Source organism: Flavobacterium sp. MEB061 (assembly GCF_000834715.1).
GTDB classification, from domain to species: domain Bacteria; phylum Bacteroidota; class Bacteroidia; order Flavobacteriales; family Flavobacteriaceae; genus Flavobacterium; species Flavobacterium pectinovorum.
This window is the reverse complement of record NZ_JXQR01000018.1, coordinates 1-24396: the sequence shown is the minus strand read 5'-3', so window position 1 is coordinate 24396 and position 24396 is coordinate 1. Positions and strand designations below refer to the sequence as shown.

Genomic DNA, 24396 nt, shown 5'->3' with positions numbered 1-24396 from the left:
TTGATTGTGCTTAACGTGTTGATTAAAAGATAAATCAGGCTGTAAAATATAGATGAGAAATGTTGGCTTAGAAGATATTAAAGTAAAAAAGTCTCATTTTCAAGTAAATGAAAATGAGACTTTTTAGCTAAAATAATTCAATTATTCTACTATAATTTTTTTAGCAGATGCTGCATCACCATTGATCAGGTATATATAATAAACACCTTTTGGCAATCCAGATAAATTGATTTTATTATTTGTGTTAATTGAATTTAGATTAAATGTTTTTACCAATTGTCCTAATTCATTATAAACATTCGCTTTCTCTAAAATGATATTGCTAATATTTACTTCTCCATTAGTTGGATTTGGATAAATTGTGGCTTTGGTAAAAGCAGGATCATTAACACCTAAATTTTTACAAGTATTTGCATAAGTTGTAGTTGATTCTTTAATATTCGACCAATTTGCATTTGAATAAGCTGCATCATCAACCTGAATACAACTAAGAGTTGTAAGACCTAGGAAGGTTGTATATAAAACAGATGCTGTATTTTTACCGGTTTGTGTTGGCAGGATGAAGTTTCTGTTATTACCATTTCGTAAGTTTAATGATACTAGCGGATTATTTGCAACATAAACAATATTCAGCTTCGTATTATTAGATAAATCTAAAGTAGTAAGCTGGTTTGAAGAAGCATTTAATGTTTCTAAAAGACCATTGTTGCTTATATCTAAAGTTTTAAGTTGATTATTGCTCACATCAAGATAAGTCAATGAAGTAAAATATTCAATACCAGACAAATTAGAGATATTGCTGTTGGAAAGGTCAAGATAAATAATCGATGTAATATCTGCAGTAGATATTTTTCCGTTTAAACCATCCGTATCAATTCCTAAATCAATTAATCGTTGTTCAAAGTTTGAATCTGGAAGTAAAGTGAAATTTGTACCACAATTTGTATTATACGTTGCCGTTACATCTTTTTGAGTAGACCACTGAGCATTTGAATAATTTGCATCATCAACTTGTATACATGTTAAATCTGGATTATCTCTAAAATCCACATTATATAAAATAAAGTTTGGATCTGGATTATATGCGTTTAAAAGTGTGTTCTTTCCGTTTTTTAAATTTAAATCCACTAGTTTATTAGATGCACATTTAAAAGAACTTAGATTAGTATTTAAAGATACATCCAATTTAGTCAATAAGTTATTGCTGCAATTTAACAGACTAAGTTCTATGTTTTTAGATACATCAAGATTTGCTAACTTGTTATTATCACAGTATAAATAATCTATTTTTGTGTTTTTAGAAACGTCTACAGCTGTGATAAAATTATAGCTGCAATCTAATGTTTCTAAATTTGTGTTTAAAGAAACATTTATAGTTGTGAATTGATTTCTATATATCAAAAGTGTTTTTAAAGCTAAGTTTTGAGAAAGATCTAAGTAAGTTAGTTTATTAGTATTACAGATCAATTTATTTAGCATTGTATTTTGGCTAACATCAAAATATGCCATGAGATTATTTCCAACTGATAATTCGGTTAGTGCCACATTTTTTGTAACGTCTAAATACTGTATTTGATTTGAAGTGCAGGTAAAAGATGTTAAAGCTGTGTTTTTGGTAATATCTATAAACCCAATTTTATTGTAGCCACACTCTAATTTTGTTAGTGCTACATTCGCTCCAATTTCTAAATAAGTAATTTGGTTTGAGCTACATTGTAAAGTAGTTAAAGCTTTATTGTTATAAAGATCTAATGTTTTTAATCCATTAGAATAACAATTAAGGTATGTTAATTTAGTGTTTTTAGTAACATCTAATGTTGTAACAAGATAGTCATTATTGCTGTCTAAATAAGTCAACTCGGTATTTTTAGAAACATTTAAAGTCCTTAACTGATAATTGCCAAAACACTCTAATTTGGTCAAAGCTGTAAAACCTTCAATTCCACTTAAATCTGTGATAGAACTGTAGGAAACATTTAAGGTTTTTATTGTATTGATGTTAGAGGTTAAGACTTTTCCATCGGCGGTGCCAGAATCAATTCCTAGTGCAATTAATTTGGTTTCAAAATTTACGTCAGGGATTAAAGTATACACTCCTACACATTCTGCAGAATAATTTGCTGTTATATCTTTAGCATTTACCCAATTATTATTGCTGTAAGTCACATCATCAACCTGAATACAAGTAAGATTTGTGTTGTTAGTAAGATTTAAAACAGATGTATTTAAAACAGTATTTTTTCCATTTTTTAAATTTAAATTCGCTAGATTATTCCAGCTACAATCTAAATTAGCCAAAGCCGTATTTTTGGATAAATCTAAACTCGTTAATTGATTTGAACTGCAGGAAAGATAATTTAAGGCAATATTTTTTGAAACATCCAAATTGGTAAGAGCCATTATACCACAATCCAATTGATTTAAATTAATGTTTTTAGAGACTTCTAAAACTTTCAAATTATTACTTTTACAACTAAGGTTTTTTAATGAAATATTAGTTGAAACATCCAAAGAAGTAATATCATTTACACCACAAAATAAAGATAATAATGCTGTATTGTTTGTAACTTTCATGGCAGATAATCTATTATAATCACACATTAATACAGTCAATGCTGTGTTTTTAGAAACATCTAAACTTGTTATCTGATTGTTGCTGCAATATAAACTGGTTAAAAGAATGTTTTTAGAAACGTCTAAATTTATAAGTTTTCCGTCACCTCTATTATATGAGCTTCCTGCAAGGCCGTTGCAGCGTAATGTTTTTAATAAAGTATTTTTAGTAACATCAAGACTTAGTAAATAGTCTGAACTACAATTTAAGTCAGTCAGTAATGTGTTTTTAGATACATCTAAAGAAGTGATTAAATTTCGACTACAGTCTAAAGTTTTCAAAGCAGTAAAACCCTGTATTCCTGATAAATCTGATATAGAACTGTTTGAGACATTTAAAGCCGTCACAGTATTAATATTTGAACTTAAAACTTTTCCATCGGCAGCACCAGAATCAAATCCAAGCGCGATTAATCTATTTTCAAACTTTACATCCGGAATCAAAATATATGAATCATTTTGCGAACAGGATACTGAAAAATTTGCAGTTGCATCTTTTTTGGTTTTCCAGTCATAATTAGCATTAGCCACATTATCAACCTGAATACATGTTAAATCAGGATTGTTTAATAAATTTAAATTATATGCGCTAAGAATTGTATTTTTTCCGTTTTTTAAATTAAGTGCCGTTAATTTATTTGCGTTGCAATATAAACGGTTTAGAGAAACCTGATTCGAAAGATCCAGGCTTGTTATAAGATTTGATTCACATGAAACAGTAGTTAATGCTTTGTTTGTTGAAACATCTAAAGAAGTCAGTTTATTTAATCCGCATTCTAAAATAGTCAATCCTGTACTTGCAGAAATATTTAAATTTATTAATTGATTTTCTGAGCAATTTAACTGTTTTAGTAGCTTGTTATTTGATGTGTCAAGAACAGTTAGCTTGTTTTTAGTACATATAAAAGTATCTAAAACAGGATTACCTGAAAGATCAAAATTGGTAATTGGATTATTAGTACAGTTTAATGTAACTAAGTTGATATTATTTTTAAGATCCAGTTCAGTTAATAGATTTGAGTTGCATACCAATGATTTTAATTCAACATTTTTAGAAATATTTAAATTAGTAATTGGGTTATAAGAACAATCTAATGTTTGTAATTTAGTATTCTTGCTTAAATCTAAGGTCTTTACTTTATTAACATCCATTGTTAGAGAAGTCAAACCAGTAAAACCCTCAATTCCTGTTAAATCATATATTGCATATGCTCTAATATCTAATGAAGTGATACCTGAGATTTTTGAAGTAAGTATTTGCCCATTTGGAATTCCTGAATCGATTTTCAATGCTATTAATTTACGTTCAAAATTAACATCCGGAATTAAAGTATATGGAGAATCGCATATTAAATTATAATTTGCAATTGGATCTTTTGAAGTAGTCCAGTTTGTCGAGGAATAACCGACATCATCTACCTGAATACAAGTTAAGTCCGGATTATTTAAAAATAACAATTGGCTATTGTTTAAACCTGTATTACTTCCGTTTTTTAAGTTTAAGAATGATAGATTATTGTTTGAACAATTTAAATTAACTAATGATTTATTTTTGCTGATATCCAGATAAAGAATTTTATTATTCGAAGTCGTTAAAGTAACCAAAGCAGTATTTCTAAAAAGTTCTAAGTCAGTTAAAAGGTTATTGTCGCATTTTAATGACTGAAGCAATGTATTGTCGATTATTGAAAGCTCGCTTAATTTATTATTTGAGCAATTAAAATCTATTAAAGCAATATTATTATATATACTTAAACTGCTAAGCTCATTAGAGGAACAATTAAATGTTGCTAATTGTTTGTTATAACTAACATCTAAACTGGTTAATTGATTGTTACTACAGTCAATGGTTTTCAAAATATCGCTTTGAGGTAAAGTTAAATATGCTAGTTTATTATTTTCACATCTTAAATTGATAAGAGCCAAATTATAGGTAAGATCTAAATCTGATATTGTATTATTCTGGCAAGTAAGATTTTTTAAAGAACTAAAATCTTCAATACCTGATAAGCTGGAAATAGAACTATTTTGTACGTCTAAAGACTCAACGGTAGATAATTTAGAGGTAAGGATTTTTCCATCGGCAACACCAGAATCAATTCCAAGTTCGATTAATTTGTTTTCAAAATTAAGATCAGGAATTAGCGTATATGTGGTACAATTTGAAGAGAAGCTTGCAGTTGCGTCTTTGTATTTATACCACTTAGATTCTGCATCAGATTGGTTATCTACATTGATACAAGTTAAATTTGGGTTTAGTGTAAAATCGTAAAAATCTCCATTTCTGGTGTTTGAATTGTTTCCATTTTTTGCATTCACATACGTTAATTGATTACTTCCGCAAAAAAAGTTAAGCAGCCCCTTATTTTTAGACACATCCAGCCATGTTATCTGGTTGTTAATACAGTTCAAAAAGTCTAAACCAATGTTTTTACTAACATCCAATTTAGTAAGAAGATTGTTTCTGCAGCTTAACGATCGTAATCTGGAAAATTTAGTAACATCGATGCTTGTTAATTTATTATATGTAAATGAAAGTACTGTTAAATTATTATTTTTAGTAAGATTTAGATTTGAGATTTTGTTGTAGTCTACATCTAATTCTTCCAAATTTATATTTTTAGACAGATCGATTGTTGTCAATAAATTATTAGTACAAATTAACCAACGTAATTCAATATTTTTACTAATGTCCAGGTTTGTTAAGTTAATCCATGAACAATTAAGTGAATATAAATTTAAATTTTTAGAAACATCTATACTTCCAAGTTGGTTATTACTGCATGTAAAATAAGTCAACAGTAAGTTATTAGAAACGTCGATAGTTGTAAGTATGTTATTTGCAGCAAAAAGGCCAGACAATTTGGAGTTTTTTGAAACATCCAAATTTGTCAATTTATTTGAAGAACAACTTAGTTTTTGCAGATTTATATTTTTAGAAACATCTATTGAAGTTAATTTATTTGTTTCAAAAGATAGTGTAGTTAAGTTTAAGTTCTTAGAAACATCAATTTCAGTAATGTTGTTTGAGTTGCAGTCTAATTCTTTTAAAGCTAAATTTTTAGAAACATCAATTGCTGTTAGTTTGTTGTATGCACAATACAATTTTTCAAGCGATGTAAAATCCTGTATTCCAGTTAAATCTGAAATATTTGCAGACGTTATTATCAATTCGGTAGTTCTGATAATGTTTGATGTTAATACTTTTCCATCAGGAACACCAGAATCATTTCCTCTGGCAATTAATGCCTTTTCAAAATTCACATCGGGTATCGAAGTATATTGTGCATATATGGAAATATTTGCTAATAAAAGCAACAATAGTAGTTTTGTTCTCATAGATTAAAATTAGGTTTTGGAAGTACAAGAATACGATTTTCAATTGGCATTTTATTACGGAAAGACGTATTAAATATTTATTTAATGTTGTGGCTTGTTTAGGGGGATTTTGAAAGCATGTTATGTTAAAAACATAATCCCATTTTCAAATTCATGAAAATGGGATTATAAATTGTAAATAGCATAATATTATTCTACAATAAGCTTCTTAGCCGAAGCCACATCCTGATTTATCAAATAGATATAATAAACACCTTTTGGCAATCCAGATAAATTTATTGTATTATTTGTGTTGTTTGAATTTAGAGTAAATGTTTTTACTAATTGCCCTAATTCATTATAAACATTTGCTTTCTCTAAAATGATATTGCTAATATTTACTTCTCCATTAGTTGGATTTGGATAAATTGTGGCTTTAGCAAAAGCAGGATCATTAACGCCTAATGTTTTACAAGTGTTAGAATAAGTAGTTGTTGATTCTTTAATATTCGACCAATTAGCATTTGAATAAGCTGCATCATCAACCTGAATGCAACTAAGAGTTGTAAGACCTAAGAAGGTTGTATATAAAACAGATGCTGTATTTTTACCGGTTTGTGTTGGCAGGATGAAGTTTCTGTTATTACCATTTCGTAAGTTTAATGATACCAAAGGATTATTTGCAACATAAACAATTGACAGTTTTGTATTTTCAGATAAGTCTAAAGTGGTAAGCTGATTTGATGAAGCATTTAATGTTTCTAAAAGACCATTTTTGCTTACATCTAAAGTTTTAAGTTGATTATTGCTCACATCAAGATAAGTCAATGAAGTGAAATTTTCGATTCCTGATAAATTAGAGATACTACTGTTAGAAAGGTCTAAAACAGTTATTCCACTTATGTTTGCAGCTGTAATTTTTCCATTTAAACCATCAGTATCTATTCCTAAATCAATTAATTTTTGTTCGAAGTTTTGATCTGGAATTGTAACGAAAGATGGAACACAATCTGAACTATAGTTTGCTGTGGCATCTTTTTTAGCACTCCAGTTTATGTTGGCATACGTTACATCATCAACTTGAATACAAGTTAAATTTGGATTGTTTATAAGATTTAGATATACAAATTTAACATTGTTTGCATTCTTCAAATTTAGACTCGTTAATTGATTAGAATTAGAATATAAACCGACTAAAGCAGTATTTACGCTAACATCCAAAGTGGTTAGCTGATTTTTTGAACAATTTAAAAATTCTAAAGCTTTATTTTTACTTATATCAAAATTTGTTAATTGATTAGATTGACAATATAGTTCTGTTAGAGTAGTGATTTTAGAAACATCCAATTGGGTTAATTTATTTTCGCGACAATCCAGCAGTTTTAAAGCTGTATTCTTACTTACATCTAAACTGGTTAATTGACTAGTATTACAGCCCAAAAATGTTAACGCAGTATTTGAGCTTACATCCAAAGCAGTATATTTGTTTGAACCCGAATCTAATTTTGTTAACGCTGTATTTGCTTTTACATCTAAAGCTGTTAATTGATTTGCATAGCAGCTCAAATTAAGTAAGGCAATATTATTACTTACGTCTAAAGAGGTTATTCTATTGTTGTTGCAGTCTAGAGTAGTCAGGGCTATATTTTTACTTACATTTATTGTTATTAATGAATTTTGACCACAATACAAATCAGTTAATGATACAAAGTCTTGTATTCCTGTTAAATCAGAAATATTACTTTTTGTAAGGTCTAAGAGCTTTACAGTGCTAATATTAGAAGTAAGTACTTTTCCATCAACAGTACCTGAATCAATACCTAAATCAATTAATTTTTTCTCAAAATTTGGATCAGGAATTAATGTGTAGTTAGTGCTGTTTCCAGGTGTATACATAGCTAAAATTTCTTCCGGAGTCAATACACGATTCCAAATAGCAATATCATCGATAGTTCCTTTAAAGCCTTCCTTTACAGTATCTCCGGAAATTCTTTCACCAATTCTAAAGATGTTTCCAACAGTATTTAAATTCACTGCTTTTTGATCAACAAGTTTACCGTTTACAAATATTGAAATTTTAGTTCCATCATAAGTAACCGTAAAAAAATACCAACTATCGTTAGCGTAATCAAAATTGTTGATGTAAAAGTCGTCATTAGAAAAACTCGCTCCGCTTATCATTTGAAGATAACCTTTACTATAAATTGAAAGAGAAAGTCTTTGCAATTTGGCTAAAGTGCCATAGTCGAAAATAGATACGTCATATTTATTAGGATCAGAAAAAGTATCGTTTGTTTTAAACCATCCCGAAATTGTTCTTGCAGCATTGTTTTTAGGAATATTTGGTATAACAGCATCAATGTAGGTGCTTACGCCATCAAAACTATAGGCACTATTACTATTTCCGAATCTGTCTGATGTTAAAGCAGCTGCTGTAACAGTTCCATTTGATCCATTACCGCTAATATCATTTGCATTTCCATTAAAAGGATAATAAGCAACCAAACCATTTGTTGGTATTTGCTCATTTCCTGAAGTCTTTATAATTGTTACATCGACTAAAGCTCTTATACTTTCACATACGTCAACTGTTTGTGAAACATAATATTTACCAGTTTGCAATACAGTCGATAAGCTTAAAGCAGTTCCTCCTGCAGGAACACTATACCATTTCAGATTGTTTCCGTTAGCTTTTAAATCTGCAACTGTAGCATTATTATTCAACGTTTGTGCATTAGCAGTTGGAGGAAATGGATTACCTACGGTTATCATTATAGTATTCGAGGTTATACATCCGTTAGTGTCTCTCGTATTTACGATATAATTTCCCGGTGATAGATCAGTAAATACATCTGAATTTTGATAAATAAAATTCGGTGAAATCGCATATTGATAGGGTAATGTTCCTCCAGTTGCCGTAACAGTTAGGATTCCATCATTATTGTTACATGCCGTATTTGTTGCTGTCACAATTAATTTAAGAAGCGTTGGCTGTGTAATAGTGAAACTTTTTGTAATGGATAACGAAGCAGCATCTGTTACTGTACAAGAGTATTCACCAGCGCTCAATCCAGTAATCGAACTGGTTGTTTTTCCATTAGACCAAAGATAAGTATATGGAGCTGTCCCGCCAGAAACATCTGTTACCGAAGCTGAGCCATTATTGAGGCCAAAACAGGTTATATTGGCTTGAGATGTTGTCATTGTATATGAAGATGGGCAATTTACTTTTGCGGGAATAGTAATATTAAGACGTGATCCTGTAGCCAGTTGTCCATCATCATTACTTCCACAAGTCCATACAGTCGAATCTGTTTTCAAGGTAACGGAATAACGATCTGATCCGGAAGCCATTTGCCAATTGTTGTCACTTCCTACTTGTATAGGTATAAGACTATTGGTAGTTGTGCTATTGCCGTATTGACCATACGAATTAGCACCCCAAGCCCACAATGAATTATCAGTTTTTATAGCAAATGCAAAACCCGATCCTGTGTCTATAGTTTTCCAAGTTGTCGATGTTCCTATTTGTCTGGGAACATTTTCTGCGACAATTGTACCAGTTCCTAACTGCCCTGAATTATTATTTCCCCATGCCCATAAAGTACCATTTGTTTTTACAGCAATCATATAGTTACCTCCGGCAGATATTGTTTTCCAATCAGTTGTTGTTGATATCTGTGTAGGAACATTTTTATTATTACTACTGCCATCACCCAGTTGTTTTTGATCATTATTTCCCCAAGCCCATAAAGAGCCATCTGTTTTTATAGCAACAGTAGAGTTACCTCCGGCAGATATTGTTTCCCATGTAGCTGTTCCTATCTGTGTAGGAACATTTTTGCTTGTATTAGAACCATTACCTAATTGTCCATAATAATTATATCCCCATGCCCATAAAGTACCATTTGTTTTTAGAGCAATTGCGTGGGTGGTTCCCACAGATATTGTTTTCCAATCAGTAGAAGTTCCTATTTGGGTTGGAATGCTTTTATTTACAGCTGTACCATCTCCTAATTGTCCGGAACTATTATTCCCCCAAGCCCATAAAGTGCCATCTGTTTTTACAGCAATTGTATATCCCCATCCTAATGCTACTTCTTTCCAGTCATTATCAGATCCTATTTTAGTAGGGACATAACTACTTGTGCTAGTGCCATTACCAAACTGTCCAAACGAGTTATCTCCCCATGCCCATAAAGTACCATCAGTTTTTAAAGCAAGTACATATGTATTTCCCGCAGCTATAGATTTCCAGCATTGAGCATTTATTTGTAAACAAGAAAATATTAAAATTAAAAGTAAAGTTTTTTTCATAAATTGGATTTTGCGTTTTTGGTAGTACAAGAATACGAATTTGAATTTACATTTTATTACGGAAAGACGCATTAAAGAGATTAATATGAAATCGTTAGCATACTTACCTCAGTGAAAATACATTTGTAAATAAAAGCTTTCTTTTATTGCAAAAAGCGACTTAAATTGCTGCAAATAAATCATAACACAGTGTTAACTGTTAGTTTTTTGTAACAAAAAAGTATAATTTAGACCCATCTTTTAACTTTACATTTATAATATAGATACATGAGTCATATAAAACCTCTCAAATTATCTGCTTTTGCATTACTTGTTTTAGCAGGTTGCAGCGCTACTATGCAAGCGCAAGTTTCCACTTCTAAAGAATTTATTACAGCTCCTTTAGCGGTTGTTAAAAAAGCTCCGGTTACCGAAAATGAATTAAAAAGATGGAGTCATCTTGACCTGATCAAAGATTCGATTCCGGGAATGAGTGTTGATAAGGCTTATGCCGAATTATTACAAGGAAAAACAGGTAAAAAAGTAATTGTAGGTATCGTTGATTCTGGTGTTGATATTGAGCACGAAGATTTGAAAGGAATGATCTGGACAAATCCTAAAGAAATTGCCGGTAACGGAATCGATGATGATAAAAACGGATTTATAGATGATGTTCACGGATGGAATTTCCTTGGAAATGCTGTTGCTGAAAATCTTGAAATGACTCGTATCATCAAAAAGAAAGATGACGGATCTGCTGAATACAAAAATGCATTAGCTCAGTATACTGAAAAATATGAGAAGGCATTAAAAGATAAAGAGCAGGTAGATTTTTTATTAGACGTTCACGCAACGATTAAAAAAGAGTTAAATAAAACGACTTATAAAGTTGAAGATCTAAGCACTATTACTTCTACAGATCCAAAAGTGACAAGAAGTAAAATGATCATGACTCAGGTTTTTACAAATGCAGGACCAACTTTTGATCCTGAAGCTGATTTTGAAGAATACAGAGAACAAGTTTACGATCAGTTAAATTACAACTTAAATAAAGAATTTGACGGAAGAAAAGTCGTAGGAGATAATCCTGAAGACATTAAAGACAATCATTATGGAAATAATATTGTTTTTGGTCCGGACAAAGAAAAAGCACTTCACGGAACTCACGTTGCAGGAATCATTGCGCAAATTCGCGGTAATAATTTAGGCGGAGACGGAGTTGCTTCGAATGTTGAAATCTTAACCGTAAGAGCCGTTCCGGATGGTGATGAGTACGATAAAGATATCGCATTGGCCATTCGCTATGCGGTTGATAACGGAGCAAAAGTAATCAACGGAAGTTTCGGAAAAAGTTTTTCTCCGCATAAACAATGGGTTTATGACGCAATTAAATATGCTAAGAAAAAAGATGTTTTAATCGTTCATGCTGCTGGTAATGACGGTTATAATATCGACGAAACAAAAAACATCAACTATCCAAATGATTCAGAAGATAACATCAAAGAATTTTCAGATAACGTAATTACTATTGGTGCAATTAATAAACAGTATGGAGAAAGTGTAGTAGCAGGATTTTCAAACTTCGGAAAAATAAATGTTGACGTTTTTGCTCCGGGTGAAGAAATTTATGCCACAGTGCCAAACAATAAATACAAGTTTTTACAGGGAACTTCAATGGCATCTCCAAATGCGGCTGGAGTAGCTGCTTTAATTAGATCATATTATCCAAAATTAAAAGCATCGCAGGTAAAACAGATTTTGATGGATTCAGGAGTTGCGCTTCCGGCAAAAGTATTTTTAGGTGAAAGTGAAAATCCAAATCAGGAACCTGTAGCAGTTTCTTCTGCAGAGTCATCAAAAACCGCTAAAATGGTAAATGCTTACAATGCATTATTAATGGCTGAAAAAATGTCTAAAAAATAATACCATAAATATACTAATCCAGTGGAAGAGTGCAAACTCTTCCATTTTTTATTATAAAAATCATGCATAAAATTATTCTACTTTCTTTTTTGAGTTTTGGTTTAAACTCAGCTTTTGCACAAAGTGCTTCGTATTGGCAACAACATGCCGATTATAAAATGGAGGTTTCGATGGATGTAAAAAACTATCAGTACAAAGGAAAACAAGAGTTGGTTTATACCAACAATTCATCAGATACCTTAAAAAAAGTGTTCTATCATTTATTTCCAAATGCTTTTCAGCCTGGAAGTGAAATGGATGCCCGCCTTCATTTTATAAAAGATCCGGACGGAAGAATGGTTAATAAAGTAAAAGGTGCTGATGGAAAAGATGTAAAACAGAGCAGAATTGAAACTTTAAAACCAAATGAAATCGGTTTTTTAAATATTAATAATCTTAAACAAGATGGTGTTTCGGCCCAAACAAGAGTTTCCGGAACAATTCTGGAAGTAACTTTGGCGAAACCAATTTTACCAAATTCTAAATCGACTTTTACATTAGATTTTGACGGGCAAGTTCCTGTACAAGTTCGTCGTTCCGGAAGAAATAATTCAGAAGGAGTTGAATTATCTATGTCACAATGGTATCCAAAATTAGCCGAATTTGATTTCGAAGGCTGGCACGCAGATCCATACATCGCAAGAGAATTTCACGGTGTTTGGGGTAATTTTGATGTAAAAATTACAATTGATAAAGAGTATACTATTGGAGGTTCGGGATATTTGCAGGATAAAAACGAAATCGGTCATGGTTACGAAGATGTCGGTGTAACGGTTACATATCCTAAAAAAGCAAAAACATTAACCTGGCATTTTATAGCGCCAAATGTTCATGATTTTACCTGGGCGGCTGATAAAGAATATACCCATGATATTGTAAAAGGACCAAATGATGTCGATTTGCATTTCTTCTACAAAAACAATCCAAAAACAACCGCAAACTGGAAACAATTAGAACCTCTAATGGTGAAAGTTATGGAGTATTACAATCACAGAGTTGGACAATATCCATACAAACAATATTCATTTATTCAAGGTGGAGATGGCGGAATGGAATATGCAATGTGTACGCTAATGTTAGGAAACGGAACGCTGGAAGGAATTCTGGGAACCGCAACACACGAATTAGGACATTCCTGGTTTCAGCACATTTTGGCTTCAAACGAATCTAAACACCCATGGATGGATGAAGGTTTTACAACCTATATTGAAGACAGCGCTTTGAATGAATTAAAAGGAGATAAAAAAGAAGTAAATCCGTTTAAAGGGAATTATGCTGCTTATTACCAATTGGTTCAATCAGGAAAAGAACAGCCACAAACAACACATGGTGATCGTTACGATGAAAACAGACCTTATAGTATTTCATCTTATATAAAAGGAAGTATCTTTTTATCGCAATTAGAATATGTAATTGGAAAAGAGAATCTTGACGCTACTTTAAAAAGATATTTTAATGATTTCAAATTCAAACACCCAACTCCAAATGATATCAAAAGATCGGCAGAAAGAGTTTCAGGAGCTGAGTTAGATTGGTATTTAATTGATTGGGCACAAACGGCTAATACTATTGATTACGGCATAAAAGATGTTGCTGAGAATGCAGGAAAAACAACCGTTACTCTGGAAAGAATTGGAAGAATGCCAATGCCAATCGATTTAAAAGTAGAATATACAGACGGAACTTCTGAAAATTTCTACATTCCGTTAAGAATGATGAATTTCATCAAACCGAATCCAAATCCAAACGAAAAAAGAACCGTTTTAGAAGATTGGGCTTGGGCAATGTCAAACTACAGTTTTACAATTGACAAGAACAAAACAGCAATCAAAAAAATCACAATTGATCCAAGCGGATTAATGGCTGATATAAAAGCTGCCAATAATGTTTTTGAGGTGAAGTAATTTACTTGATAAAATAACAAAAGCCCTTAAAATTAATTTTTTAAGGGCTTTTCTATTCAGTAATGAATCTATAAAACAGGTTTTATATCAGTTGCAATATCATTTTGTCTATTCTTTTTTAAAGGAAACATTTTTCTGTAACTTAATACTCTCCATAGCCATTCAACCGGGCCATAATTGAATTTTGAAAGCCACCATTTGCTTATGAACAGCTGAATTGTAAAAACAAAAATAGCCAAGAAAAAGTAAAACCAATAAGGCAGTGTATTGTAAATTTTGAAACCAATTCCTGAGAAAAGAAAACACGCAATAATATTTTGCATCAGATAATTGGTCAGCGTCATTTTACCGCTTACTCTAAAATAACTAAAAATTGTTTTCAGTTTTCCGTTGGTATACAACAAACAAATTCCAGACGAAATACAAAGCATCGTATTTATTATGATCCAAAAAACGGGATGAAAAACCGTGAAAATTATTTTCTGCTTAATTGCAATTTCAAAAAGAGCACCTGCAATTATGGCCAGAATTAACGTAATTAAAAAAGTTCTTTTTAATAGTTTTTTAAATTCAGGTAAACGATTAAAAAAGTTAATTTTTTGGGCATAAAAACCTAAAAGCATAAGAGCAAACATCACAACATGAACCGTAACAGCATAACGAAGACTAATCATTTCCTGATAATAAGTTCCCAGTAAGTTAAATTGAAATACATCCAGCCAATTATCAGAATAAAATAGTTTTAAATATTTAGCCGTAGACTGTACATCGGGTAATGTTTGTTTTATCGAATTAATATAAGCGCTAAGAAACGGAACAGATAAAAGAAGTATTCCACAAGTTATTAAAATTGTTTTTGGAGAACTTCTGTAAAAGAACAAAAGTAACAACCCTAAAAAAGCATAATCTTTTAAGATATCGCCCAGCCAAAAAGCAGAATTTATAAAAGCAAAAAGAAATAAAATAAACATTCTCCAGCAAAAAAAGGAAACAGGATTTTTGCCTTTTTCTGCAACATTATTAATAAGAACTGCAAATCCGTAGCCAAATAAAATGCTTAATAAAGTCCAGGATTTAGCAGAAAAAAAATAAAGATTGAAATAACTGATAATCTCAGAAAAAATACCTTTTTTCATGATAAACCGTTCTAATCCAATGTAGCGGAAATCAACATAATTTCCTATTGCAACTCCCAATAAAGCCCAGCCTCTTAAAATATCAACAATAGCGGTTCTTTTATCTTCCTGAATAGGCTGAAATGAATTTGTCATAAATTAAAATGGTTTTTTGGTATAAATGTTTTTGGTTTAATTTGTTCAAATGTAAGAAAATAATCAGAAAATCGATTTTTATAACATTATGTGAAATCAAAATATGAGATAAAAAAATCTCGAAATAAATTCAGCATTTCTTGTTTTAGACTGTTCTTACTTCCGAAATAATTTCCGACTGTTTTTTCTTCTTAAGCGGAAATAATTTTCGATAACTGGCACATCTCCAAAGCCATTCAATTGGTCCATAATTGTATTTAGACAACCACCATTTACTTATAAATAATTGAAGAATAAAGACAAAAATAGCCAGTGCAAAGAAAAACCAATAGGGCATTGTAGCTTTGATTCCCAAACCAATTCCGGAAAAAATAAGAGCCGCCAGAATATTTTGAGCAATATAATTGGTCAAAGTCATTTTGCCGCCAGCACTAAAATAACTGAAAATCGTTTTGAGTTTTCCATTAACGAATAACAGCGTAATTCCGGTTGCAATAAAAACCATTGTACTTAAAATCAGCCAGAAATACGGGTGGAAAAATTTAAGAAAGCCCGCTTTGTATTCAATAGCGACGAAGAAAACAACACCAATTATAACGGCAATAACTAAACTGCTTATAAGTACATATTTCAAAAGTTTTTTCATTTCGTTCAGCCTGTCAAAAAAGTTTAATTTTTGAAGCATAACCCCAAAAAGCATACAGCCCAGCATTACAATATGTGCCGTAATAGCATATCCGGGAGCAATGATTTGTTGGTAAAAAGAAGCCAGTAAATTAAATTTAAAAAATTCCAGCCAGTTTCCGGAATAATACAATTTTAAATATTCAGGATTTGAAATAATGTCTATTCTTTCAAAATTAAAGCTTTTGATGTAAGCCATTACAAAAGGAATAATAAGAATAAGAACAGCAGAAATAATGCCTAGTGTTTTTGCTGAACATTTATAAAAAAGCAATAATACAAGTCCTAAAAAAGCATAATCTTTTAATATGTCCCCAAACCAAAAAGCAGAATGAATAAAAGCCAGTATAAAAAGCAAAAACATTCGCCAGCTAAAAAAAGTAACAGGGTTTTTACCCTTTTCGGTGACATTATTAATTAAAATAGCAAAGCCATAGCCAAATAAAATGGTTAATAAAGTCCATGATTTTCCGGCGAAAAAAAACTGATCAAACTTAGATAATATTTCAGATAAAAGACTGTTGGTTTCGTTGGGAACACTAATATGCGGAAGACCGCAATAATTGCCAATAACTACACCTAATATAGCCCAGCCACGAAGAATATCGACAATAGCAGTTCTTTTGCCTTGTTCGATAGGATGATAAGAATTTGTCATTTGATTAACGTTTTTGTTGTGATTTGATTGATGATTTTGGATAAATTTGAAATTATTCTGATACAGCCAAAAATAAGAAATTATGCAATCGAATAATTATCTTTAAAATATCTTTCATAAAAAAAGCGTGATAATCTAAAGAATTACTTTCAGATTATCACGCCTTAAAGGGTTGATAGATAATGGAGCTTAACTCAAATGTTCAAGCATATCTTTTGTCATCGATTCAAGATCAAAGGTATGTTTCCAGTTCCAGTCTTCTCTTGCAGAACTGTCATCGATACTTGCCGGCCAGCTGTCCGCAATTTTCTGACGGAAATCCGGTTCGTAAGTAATCTCAAATTCAGGAATATGTTTTTTAATTTCGGCAGCAATTTCAGTTGGAGTAAAACTCATTGCAGCCAAATTATATGATGAATGTATTTTGATATCCTCAGCAGGAGCTTTCATGATATTGATGGTTGCTTCAATCGCATCATCCATATACATCATTGGCATTTTGGTTTCTGAAGATAAAAAGCATTCGTATTTTTTATCGGCAATAGCCTTATAAAAAATATCAACCGCATAATCTGTAGTTCCACCGCCCGGAGGAGTAGACCAGCTAATTAAACCAGGATAACGAATACTGCGAACATCAACACCATAAATATTATGGTAATATTCACACCATCTTTCTCCGGCTTGTTTGCTGATTCCGTAAACCGTTGAAGGTTCCATTATGGTGTATTGAGGTGTATTTTCTTTTGGAGTTGTAGGACCAAAAACGGCAATACTTGATGGCCAGAAAATCTTTTTTATTTTTTTTGCTTTTGCCAGATTCAAAACATGAAAAAGAGAATTCATATTCAAATCCCATGCAAATGCAGGATTTTTTTCAGCCGTCGCTGATAAAAGAGCTGCCATCAAATAAATATCAGTAATTTGATGTATTTCAACAAGATGCTCAATTTGATTAAAATCTAATGCATTGACCACTTCAAAAGGCCCTGAATTTACAACGTCAGTATTTAATTTTCGAATATCAGAAGCAATTACATTTTCTGTTCCGTATAACTTACGCAGCTTTTGAGTCAACTCTGTCCCAATCTGACCGCAAGCGCCAATGATCAATATTTTTGGATTCATTTATGAAGATTTAGTCTTGCAAATATAACGTTTTCGCAAATAATTTTATTTTTTACACTACTAAATTATAAAATTAACAACAATGAAGTTTGTTTTTTAGATTATTCGCTGAACCTGTTAAAGCGTATTTGCCACGAATTCACGAATTTTTATGACATCATGAGAAAGAAAATTCGTGAATTCGTGGCTATTAAATAGTCGTTAAAGTTTGCGTTTTGTAATGAAAATCAGAATTCGTAATTGTAAATTTACTTTGTAACTTTGTAGCTTAATGTTTTACCAAATGAAATATAAAATATCTCTTTTTTTACTTTTAATTTTTGTGTTGAATTCTTGTCAGAATGAAAACGAAAAGCGTCTTGCTGAGAACCAAAAAGAAGCAAAAAAGAAAGAAAAAATCTTCGATAATATTAATAAAGCCTGGGTTTTTATTGATGAACCGATCAATGAAGTTTCCGAAAAAAATGAAAGAGAATGGACTGAATGGCGTGATTTTTTAAAAGAAATTGGAGAGAAACCGAGAAAGACAATTGGTGCGTTTCAAAAAAAATCAGCAGCAATTTCAAAAAAAGCGATGGCTTTAAACACCAATATTCCAGCGCAATTTAATCAGCCACAAATAAAAGCCCGAATTTCAATTTTGATTACCAAAGTCAAAATGATGGATTTATTTATTCATTTAAATCAAATTCCGGATGAAAAGGTTACTTTTTTAATTGGAGAAATAAATAAGGAAATGGTTTCTTTAGAAAGACAGTTTGACAAAATTGTAGAGAAAAGTAAGATTCCGAAAGAACAAGGAGAAGAAGATTTCCTGAGAATGTTAGATACAACACGTGCCATTCCAAACACAACAGCAGCGCCCGTAATGCCGCCGCCACGAAATATAGATCAAAATTCACCAAAAGTTGAGTAAAAACGCCTTATATACTACGTATGACAATTTGCCTAAAACACAGCAGATTGCCACACAATTACTGGAACAGAATCAGGTAAAAATGCATCTTAGCGGATTGTTAGGATCGGCTGTTTCGTTTATAATCCGCGGAGTTTTCAAAAAAACCGAATTGCCTTTTTTAGTTGTTTTAGACAATAAAGAAGAAGCGGCTTATTATTTAAATGATTTAGAACAAATGATTGGCGAGCAGGATGTTTTGTTTTATCCCGCTTCATTTCGTCGTCCGTATCAGGTAGATGAAACAGATAATGCAAATGTTTTGCTTCGTGCTGAGGTTTTAAACAGAATAAATTCAAGAAAAAAACCAGCCATCATTGTTACGTATCCTGAAGCTCTTTTTGAGAAAGTTGTGACGCGTCAGCAATTGGATAAAAACACTTTAAAAGTCGCTTTAAACGATAAAATTTCGATTGATTTTATCAACGAAGTTTTATTTGAATACGAGTTTAAAAGAGTCGATTTTATTACAGAACCCGGAGAATTTTCGGTTCGTGGAGGAATTGTCGACGTCTTTTCTTTTTCAAACGATCATCCGTACCGAATTGAGTTTTTTGGTAACGAAGTAGACAGTATCAGAAGCTTTGATGTAGAAACACAATTATCTGTAGAAACACATAAAAAAATTACGATTATCCCGAATGTTGAAAACAAAATATTTCAGGAAAACCGTGAAAGTTTCTTAGATTATATTGCCGAGAAAACGGTAATTTTTATTCAAAATACCGACGGACTTTTTAGTCAGTTAGATAAACAATTTGCAAGAGCAGAAGAAGCTTTTGGAAAACTTTCCGGAGAAATAAAGCATGCAACTCCCGAACAATTATTTTTAAATCAGAGTTCGTTTATTAAACGAGCTTTGGATTTTTCGATTGTAGAATTGGCTTCAAAACCCATTTTTAAAACGACAAAAAAATTCGAATTTCATTTTCAGCCTCAGCCATCCTTCAATAAACAATTTGATTTATTGCTGAATAATTTGAGCGAAAATCATTTTAACGGATATAAAAATTATTTGTTCTGTTCGAATGAAACGCAGGCAAAACGTTTTCATGATATTTTTGAATCGCTTGATGAAGCTAATTCTGAAAACATCAGAAAACAATATAATACTATTGTACTGCCTCTTTATCAGGGTTTTATTGACGAAGAGAATCAAATAACAGCCTATACAGATCACCAGATTTTTGAGCGTTATCATAAATTCAACATCAAAAACGGCTATTCTAAAAAGCAAAATATTACGCTTAAGGAATTGACCGCACTTTCGGTAGGTGATTATGTAACGCACATCGATCACGGAATCGGGAAGTTTGGCGGACTGCAGAAAATTCAGGTTGAAGGTAAAACGCAGGAAGCCATAAAATTGGTTTATGCCGATAATGATATTGTGTACGTGAGCATTCACTCGCTTCATAAAATCTCCAAATACAATGGAAAAGACGGAACGCCTCCAAAAATTTATAAATTAGGATCGAACGCCTGGAAAATTTTAAAACAAAAAACCAAAGCACGCGTCAAACATATTGCATTCAACCTGATTCAGTTATATGCAAAACGTCGTTTAGAAAAAGGTTTTCAGTTTGCGCCGGACAGTTATCTGCAAAACGAATTAGAAAGTTCGTTTATTTATGAAGATACGCCGGATCAAACCAAATCTACGCAGGAAGTAAAAGCCGATATGGAAAGCGATCGCCCGATGGATCGTTTGGTTTGTGGTGATGTTGGTTTTGGTAAAACAGAGGTTGCGATTCGTGCTGCTTTTAAAGCGGTTGATAACAGTAAACAAGTTGCTGTTTTGGTTCCCACAACTATTTTGGCGTATCAGCATTACAGAACTTTCACAGAAAGATTAAAAGACATGCCAGTTTCTGTTGGTTACTTAAACCGATTTAGAACTGCAAAACAAAAAACACAAACCTTAAAAGATTTAGCAGAAGGAAAACTCGATATTGTCATCGGAACGCATCAATTGGTTAACAAAAATGTAGTTTTTAAAGACTTAGGTTTATTAATTGTCGATGAGGAACAAAAGTTTGGCGTAAACGTAAAAGATAAATTAAAAACGATTGCTGCAAATGTTGACACGCTAACATTAACAGCAACGCCAATTCCGAGAACGCTTCAGTTTTCGTTAATGGCTGCGCGCGATTTATCTGTAATTACAACACCTCCGCCAAATCGTTATCCTATTGAAACGAATGTTGTTGGTTTTAATGAAGAGATTATTCGTGACGCAATTTCGTATGAGATTCAACGAAACGGACAAGTTTTCTTTATCAATAACCGCATCGAAAATATAAAAGAAGTTGCCGGAATGATTCAGCGTTTGGTACCAAATGCCAGAGTCGGAATTGGTCACGGACAAATGGACGGTGCCAAACTGGAAGAATTAATGCTGGCTTTTATGAACGGAGATTTTGATGTTTTGGTAGCAACAACAATTATAGAAAGTGGATTAGATGTACCAAATGCGAACACGATTTTCATCAATAATGCGAATAATTTCGGATTATCCGATTTGCATCAAATGCGTGGTCGTGTCGGTCGAAGCAACAAAAAAGCATTTTGTTATTTCATCTGTCCGCCATATTCGTCCATGACCGAAGATGCCAGAAAACGTATTCAGGCTTTGGAGCAATTTAGCGAACTGGGAAGCGGTTTCAACATTGCTATGAAAGATCTTGAAATTCGTGGTGCGGGAGATTTATTGGGGGGCGAACAAAGCGGTTTCATCAATGAAATCGGTTTTGATACCTACCAAAAAATCATGAACGAAGCCATCGAAGAATTAAAAGAAAACGAATTCAAAGATTTGTATCCGGAAGAAAATAATATCGACACCAAAGAATACGTAAAAGAAATTCAAATTGATGCCGATTTTGAACTTTTATTCCCGGATGAATACATTAATAATGTCTCAGAACGTTTGGTCTTATACAACGAATTGGGCGCGATAAAAGACGAAGCCGGACTTCAGGAATACGAAAGAAAACTAATTGACCGTTTCGGGCCATTGCCAAAACAAGCAACAGCATTACTAAATAGCATCCGTATAAAATGGATTGCTACGAAAGTGGGAATTGAAAAATTAGTCTTGAAACAAGGCAAAATGATCGGTTATTTTGTTTCAGATCAACAATCAGATTACTATCAATCGTCTAAGTTCAGAAACGTTTTACAATTTATTCAAAAGCATAGTTCTCTCTGCAAAATGAAAGAAAAACAAACCGTAAACGGACTACGTTTGTTATTGACTTTTGAAAATGTAAAATCGATAAAACGAGCTTTGGAATTGATGGAATTGTTTGAGGAATAAATTATCTTAAATGATAGCCACGAATTCACGAATTATTTCAAAATAAATTCGTGAATTCGTGGCGAAAAAAACTAATCTAAATTTATTCAAATTCTAAATATTAAGTTTTATTTATCTTTTACTTAAGAAAAAACTTAGAAGTAATAAGGTTTCTTTGGATGAAATTTCCAAACCAACTTTATATGCAATACCACTTTATTCTTTTGTTTTTATTTTTTGGATTAACTTCAATTTTTGCTCAGGAAAAACCACAAATTATAGCTGTTGACACTTTAAAATCTGAAACCATTGATCCGCTTCGTCCGGCAAAAGCCGCATTTTATTCGGCTATTTTTCCGGGTTTAGGACAGATATACAATAAAAAGTACTGGAAACTTCCTTTAGTTTATGGCGCTATTGGAACAAGTGCTTATTTTTATTTTGACAGTCTGAAAAACTATAATATTTACAGAGACGAATACAAAAACAGACTTGCAGGAAACACAAATGATTCTGAATATTTGTCCAGATTAAGTGAAAGTCAATTAATAACTGCTCAAAAGCAATTTCAGAGAAACAGAGATTTATCGGCTTTGTTTGTTGTTGGGTTTTATATTTTAAATATAATCGACGCTAATATTGATGCTGCTTTGTCTCAATTTAATGTAAGTGAAAAATTGGCATTTCAACCCGTAATAAATAGGAATACCTTAACATCTGAAAATGATTTTGGAGTTGCATTGAATTATTCATTTTAGAAAAAAGGTTACCGCGAATTCTACTAATTCCCACGAATTAAATTTAGTTTTACATATAAAAAATTAGTGCTAATTAGTGAAATTCGTGGCAAACAAAAAATAAAAGCCCAAATGAGGTTTTTGATGAAAAATATTTTTTAAAAATTTTCAGATTTTTTGAAGAAATGAACCGTTTTGTCATCCTGACGGAGGAAGGATCACACTAATAGATCGACAAAGATTGGCGATTTTGTTTGCGTAGTTTCTCGTGTGATTTCTCCCTTCGCTCGAAATGACAAAAACATAGCATACACCCTGACACTCCTTTGCGGTTAAGCCTAAAAAAAATCACCCGAAAAGAGTGATTTTGATGGTTAAAGCGTATTTTGGTTTAGATAATTTCATCATGAACCTGAAAAAGACTCGCATTGATTTTAATGCTTTGCTCATTTAGTTCCTGACTGTATTTATAGAGATGCCGAGTTCCTGACTTATTCTTCGTAACTCATGCCTTTCTTTAGTGACATTTTAAAAATTTGTTTCCTTTAGAGGTAATTCGTTGTTGTCTTATTTGTTGACAGGTTAGCAAATATATAAAAATATAATTCGCAACAAATAGCATCTAAAAAAACTTAATTAATTTTTTTTTATTAAAATTTTAAATAATCACTAGTAATGTCGCGTAGAAATTGATTTAACGGGCGTTTAAAATTTTTAATGAAATTTGTTAAAAAACTTTAATTGCTGAAATTTACAAGGAATATTCTTATATCGGGCTTTAAGCACGACTCAATTTGCAAATATGTTTAAAAGAAAAAATCCTTTTATCTAAAAGACAAAAGGATTTATAGTACAGAATTGTAAGATTCTATTTTTTTATTTTAATTAGTTTTTCAAATCTTTGATAACTTTAAAAGCAACATCAACCTGATCTTCTCCAACTAAAATGGTGAATTCATTTGAAGTTGAAATTACCTCGTTTATAATGATTCCTTCCCAAGCCAAACGCTGGAAAATGAAATAATAAATACCAGGAACTACGATGTTTTCTTTTGGTAATTTTACTGTTATTGAAGCCAGATTATCTAATTTCTGAATTAGTTTTTCGCGCATAAAATGTTTTTCAACTAAATGATTTACGCTGCTGCTAACCACGATGTTAGTTTCATTTACACCACGGGATGAGGTATAAAAAATATCAGATAAAACATTAATATCAGAAATTAAATCTGCTTGTTTATTCAATACAGTTTCTGAAGCTGCAAAGGTATAATCTGTTAATTCAGAACGAACCGTAATCTCACCAATATTCTTAATTACCTTATTAATTTTATGGTTCAATTTAAAATCTAATTCTTCTGTGAGCCGTTTTAGCGACATTACAACGGCGCCTTGTTTCACTTCTTTACCAAATTCACTTTCAAGTTCTGTCATAATGTTCCTGGACAGAGAAGTTAAGTTGATAATTCCAAGCGACAATGCATTTAATAAAAAGGGCTTTGTTTTGATGTAATTTTCTACAATTGATGAAACGGTTTTCATAATTCTTTTTTTTTTTGTAACTTAATTGGG

11 protein-coding genes are annotated in these 24396 nt (G+C 31.8%); 5 read left to right on the top strand and 6 right to left on the bottom strand.

Annotated elements, in window-relative coordinates; genetic code table 11:
• Nucleotides 1-141: 141 nt before the first annotated feature.
• Together RT99_RS25680 and RT99_RS10705 are read right to left on the bottom strand one after the other, a co-directional pair.
• Nucleotides 142-5952 carry a T9SS type A sorting domain-containing protein gene (locus RT99_RS25680; protein WP_052483642.1) on the bottom strand — a complete coding sequence of 1937 codons (5811 nt, stop codon included), beginning with the start codon at nucleotides 5950-5952 and terminating at the stop codon, nucleotides 142-144.
• Between the two features lie 189 nt (nucleotides 5953-6141).
• Nucleotides 6142-10248: a LamG-like jellyroll fold domain-containing protein gene (locus RT99_RS10705; protein WP_042564749.1), complete on the bottom strand. Its 4107-nt coding sequence runs from the start codon at nucleotides 10246-10248 to the stop codon at nucleotides 6142-6144.
• Between the two features lie 267 nt (nucleotides 10249-10515).
• Between RT99_RS10705 and RT99_RS10700 the strand changes: the two genes are divergently transcribed.
• Together RT99_RS10700 and RT99_RS10695 are read left to right on the top strand one after the other, a co-directional pair.
• Entirely contained in the window at nucleotides 10516-12150 is a 1635-nt protein-coding gene (locus tag RT99_RS10700; protein ID WP_042564748.1) for a S8 family peptidase, read from the top strand.
• A gap of 62 nt (nucleotides 12151-12212) precedes the next feature.
• Entirely contained in the window at nucleotides 12213-14093 is a 1881-nt protein-coding gene (locus RT99_RS10695) for a M1 family metallopeptidase (protein WP_042564747.1), read from the top strand.
• A 68-nt stretch (nucleotides 14094-14161) separates the two neighbouring features.
• On the opposite strand, the gene RT99_RS10690 is transcribed toward RT99_RS10695, so the two are convergent.
• The 3 genes from RT99_RS10690 to RT99_RS10680 all read right to left on the bottom strand — a co-directional run bounded on the left by RT99_RS10690 (nucleotide 14162) and on the right by RT99_RS10680 (nucleotide 17834).
• Nucleotides 14162-15364: a DUF418 domain-containing protein gene (locus tag RT99_RS10690; protein ID WP_042564746.1), complete on the bottom strand. Its 1203-nt coding sequence runs from the start codon at nucleotides 15362-15364 to the stop codon at nucleotides 14162-14164.
• A gap of 145 nt (nucleotides 15365-15509) precedes the next feature.
• Nucleotides 15510-16706 (bottom strand): DUF418 domain-containing protein, encoded by a 1197-nt coding sequence (locus RT99_RS10685; RefSeq protein ID WP_042564745.1) that lies wholly within the window; start codon nucleotides 16704-16706, stop codon nucleotides 15510-15512.
• A 189-nt stretch (nucleotides 16707-16895) separates the two neighbouring features.
• Nucleotides 16896-17834: an L-threonine 3-dehydrogenase gene (locus RT99_RS10680; protein ID WP_042564744.1), complete on the bottom strand. Its 939-nt coding sequence runs from the start codon at nucleotides 17832-17834 to the stop codon at nucleotides 16896-16898.
• Between the two features lie 283 nt (nucleotides 17835-18117).
• On the opposite strand from RT99_RS10680, the gene RT99_RS10675 reads away from it, so the two are divergent.
• From RT99_RS10675 to RT99_RS10665, 3 genes are all read left to right on the top strand, one after another.
• Nucleotides 18118-18750 carry a hypothetical protein gene (locus RT99_RS10675; protein ID WP_042564743.1) on the top strand — a complete coding sequence of 211 codons (633 nt, stop codon included), beginning with the start codon at nucleotides 18118-18120 and terminating at the stop codon, nucleotides 18748-18750.
• A complete protein-coding gene (gene mfd / locus RT99_RS10670; protein ID WP_042564742.1) occupies nucleotides 18743-22108 on the top strand; it encodes a transcription-repair coupling factor in 3366 nt (1121 codons plus the stop codon). The genes RT99_RS10675 and mfd overlap by 8 nt, the downstream gene beginning before the upstream one ends.
• Nucleotides 22109-22290: 182 nt before the next feature.
• A complete protein-coding gene (locus RT99_RS10665) occupies nucleotides 22291-22845 on the top strand; it encodes a DUF5683 domain-containing protein (RefSeq protein ID WP_042564940.1) in 555 nt (184 codons plus the stop codon).
• Nucleotides 22846-23709: 864 nt separating this feature from the next.
• Here the strand turns inward: RT99_RS10665 and RT99_RS10660 are convergent.
• The gene (locus tag RT99_RS10660; RefSeq protein ID WP_042564741.1) at nucleotides 23710-24366 is read right to left on the bottom strand and encodes an aspartate kinase; all 657 of its coding nucleotides are present in this window, start codon (nucleotides 24364-24366) and stop codon (nucleotides 23710-23712) included.
• Nucleotides 24367-24396 lie beyond the last annotated feature (30 nt).

Coding starts and splice junctions, on each gene's coding strand:
- RT99_RS25680 (WP_052483642.1), bottom strand. CDS start 5,952: ATGAGAACAAAACTACTATTGTTGCTTTTATTAGCAAATATTTCCATA.
- RT99_RS10705 (WP_042564749.1), bottom strand. CDS start 10,248: ATGAAAAAAACTTTACTTTTAATTTTAATATTTTCTTGTTTACAAATA.
- RT99_RS10700 (WP_042564748.1), top strand. CDS start 10,516: ATGAGTCATATAAAACCTCTCAAATTATCTGCTTTTGCATTACTTGTT.
- RT99_RS10695 (WP_042564747.1), top strand. CDS start 12,213: ATGCATAAAATTATTCTACTTTCTTTTTTGAGTTTTGGTTTAAACTCA.
- RT99_RS10690 (WP_042564746.1), bottom strand. CDS start 15,364: ATGACAAATTCATTTCAGCCTATTCAGGAAGATAAAAGAACCGCTATT.
- RT99_RS10685 (WP_042564745.1), bottom strand. CDS start 16,706: ATGACAAATTCTTATCATCCTATCGAACAAGGCAAAAGAACTGCTATT.
- RT99_RS10680 (WP_042564744.1), bottom strand. CDS start 17,834: ATGAATCCAAAAATATTGATCATTGGCGCTTGCGGTCAGATTGGGACA.
- RT99_RS10675 (WP_042564743.1), top strand. CDS start 18,118: ATGAAATATAAAATATCTCTTTTTTTACTTTTAATTTTTGTGTTGAAT.
- RT99_RS10665 (WP_042564940.1), top strand. CDS start 22,291: ATGCAATACCACTTTATTCTTTTGTTTTTATTTTTTGGATTAACTTCA.
- RT99_RS10660 (WP_042564741.1), bottom strand. CDS start 24,366: ATGAAAACCGTTTCATCAATTGTAGAAAATTACATCAAAACAAAGCCC.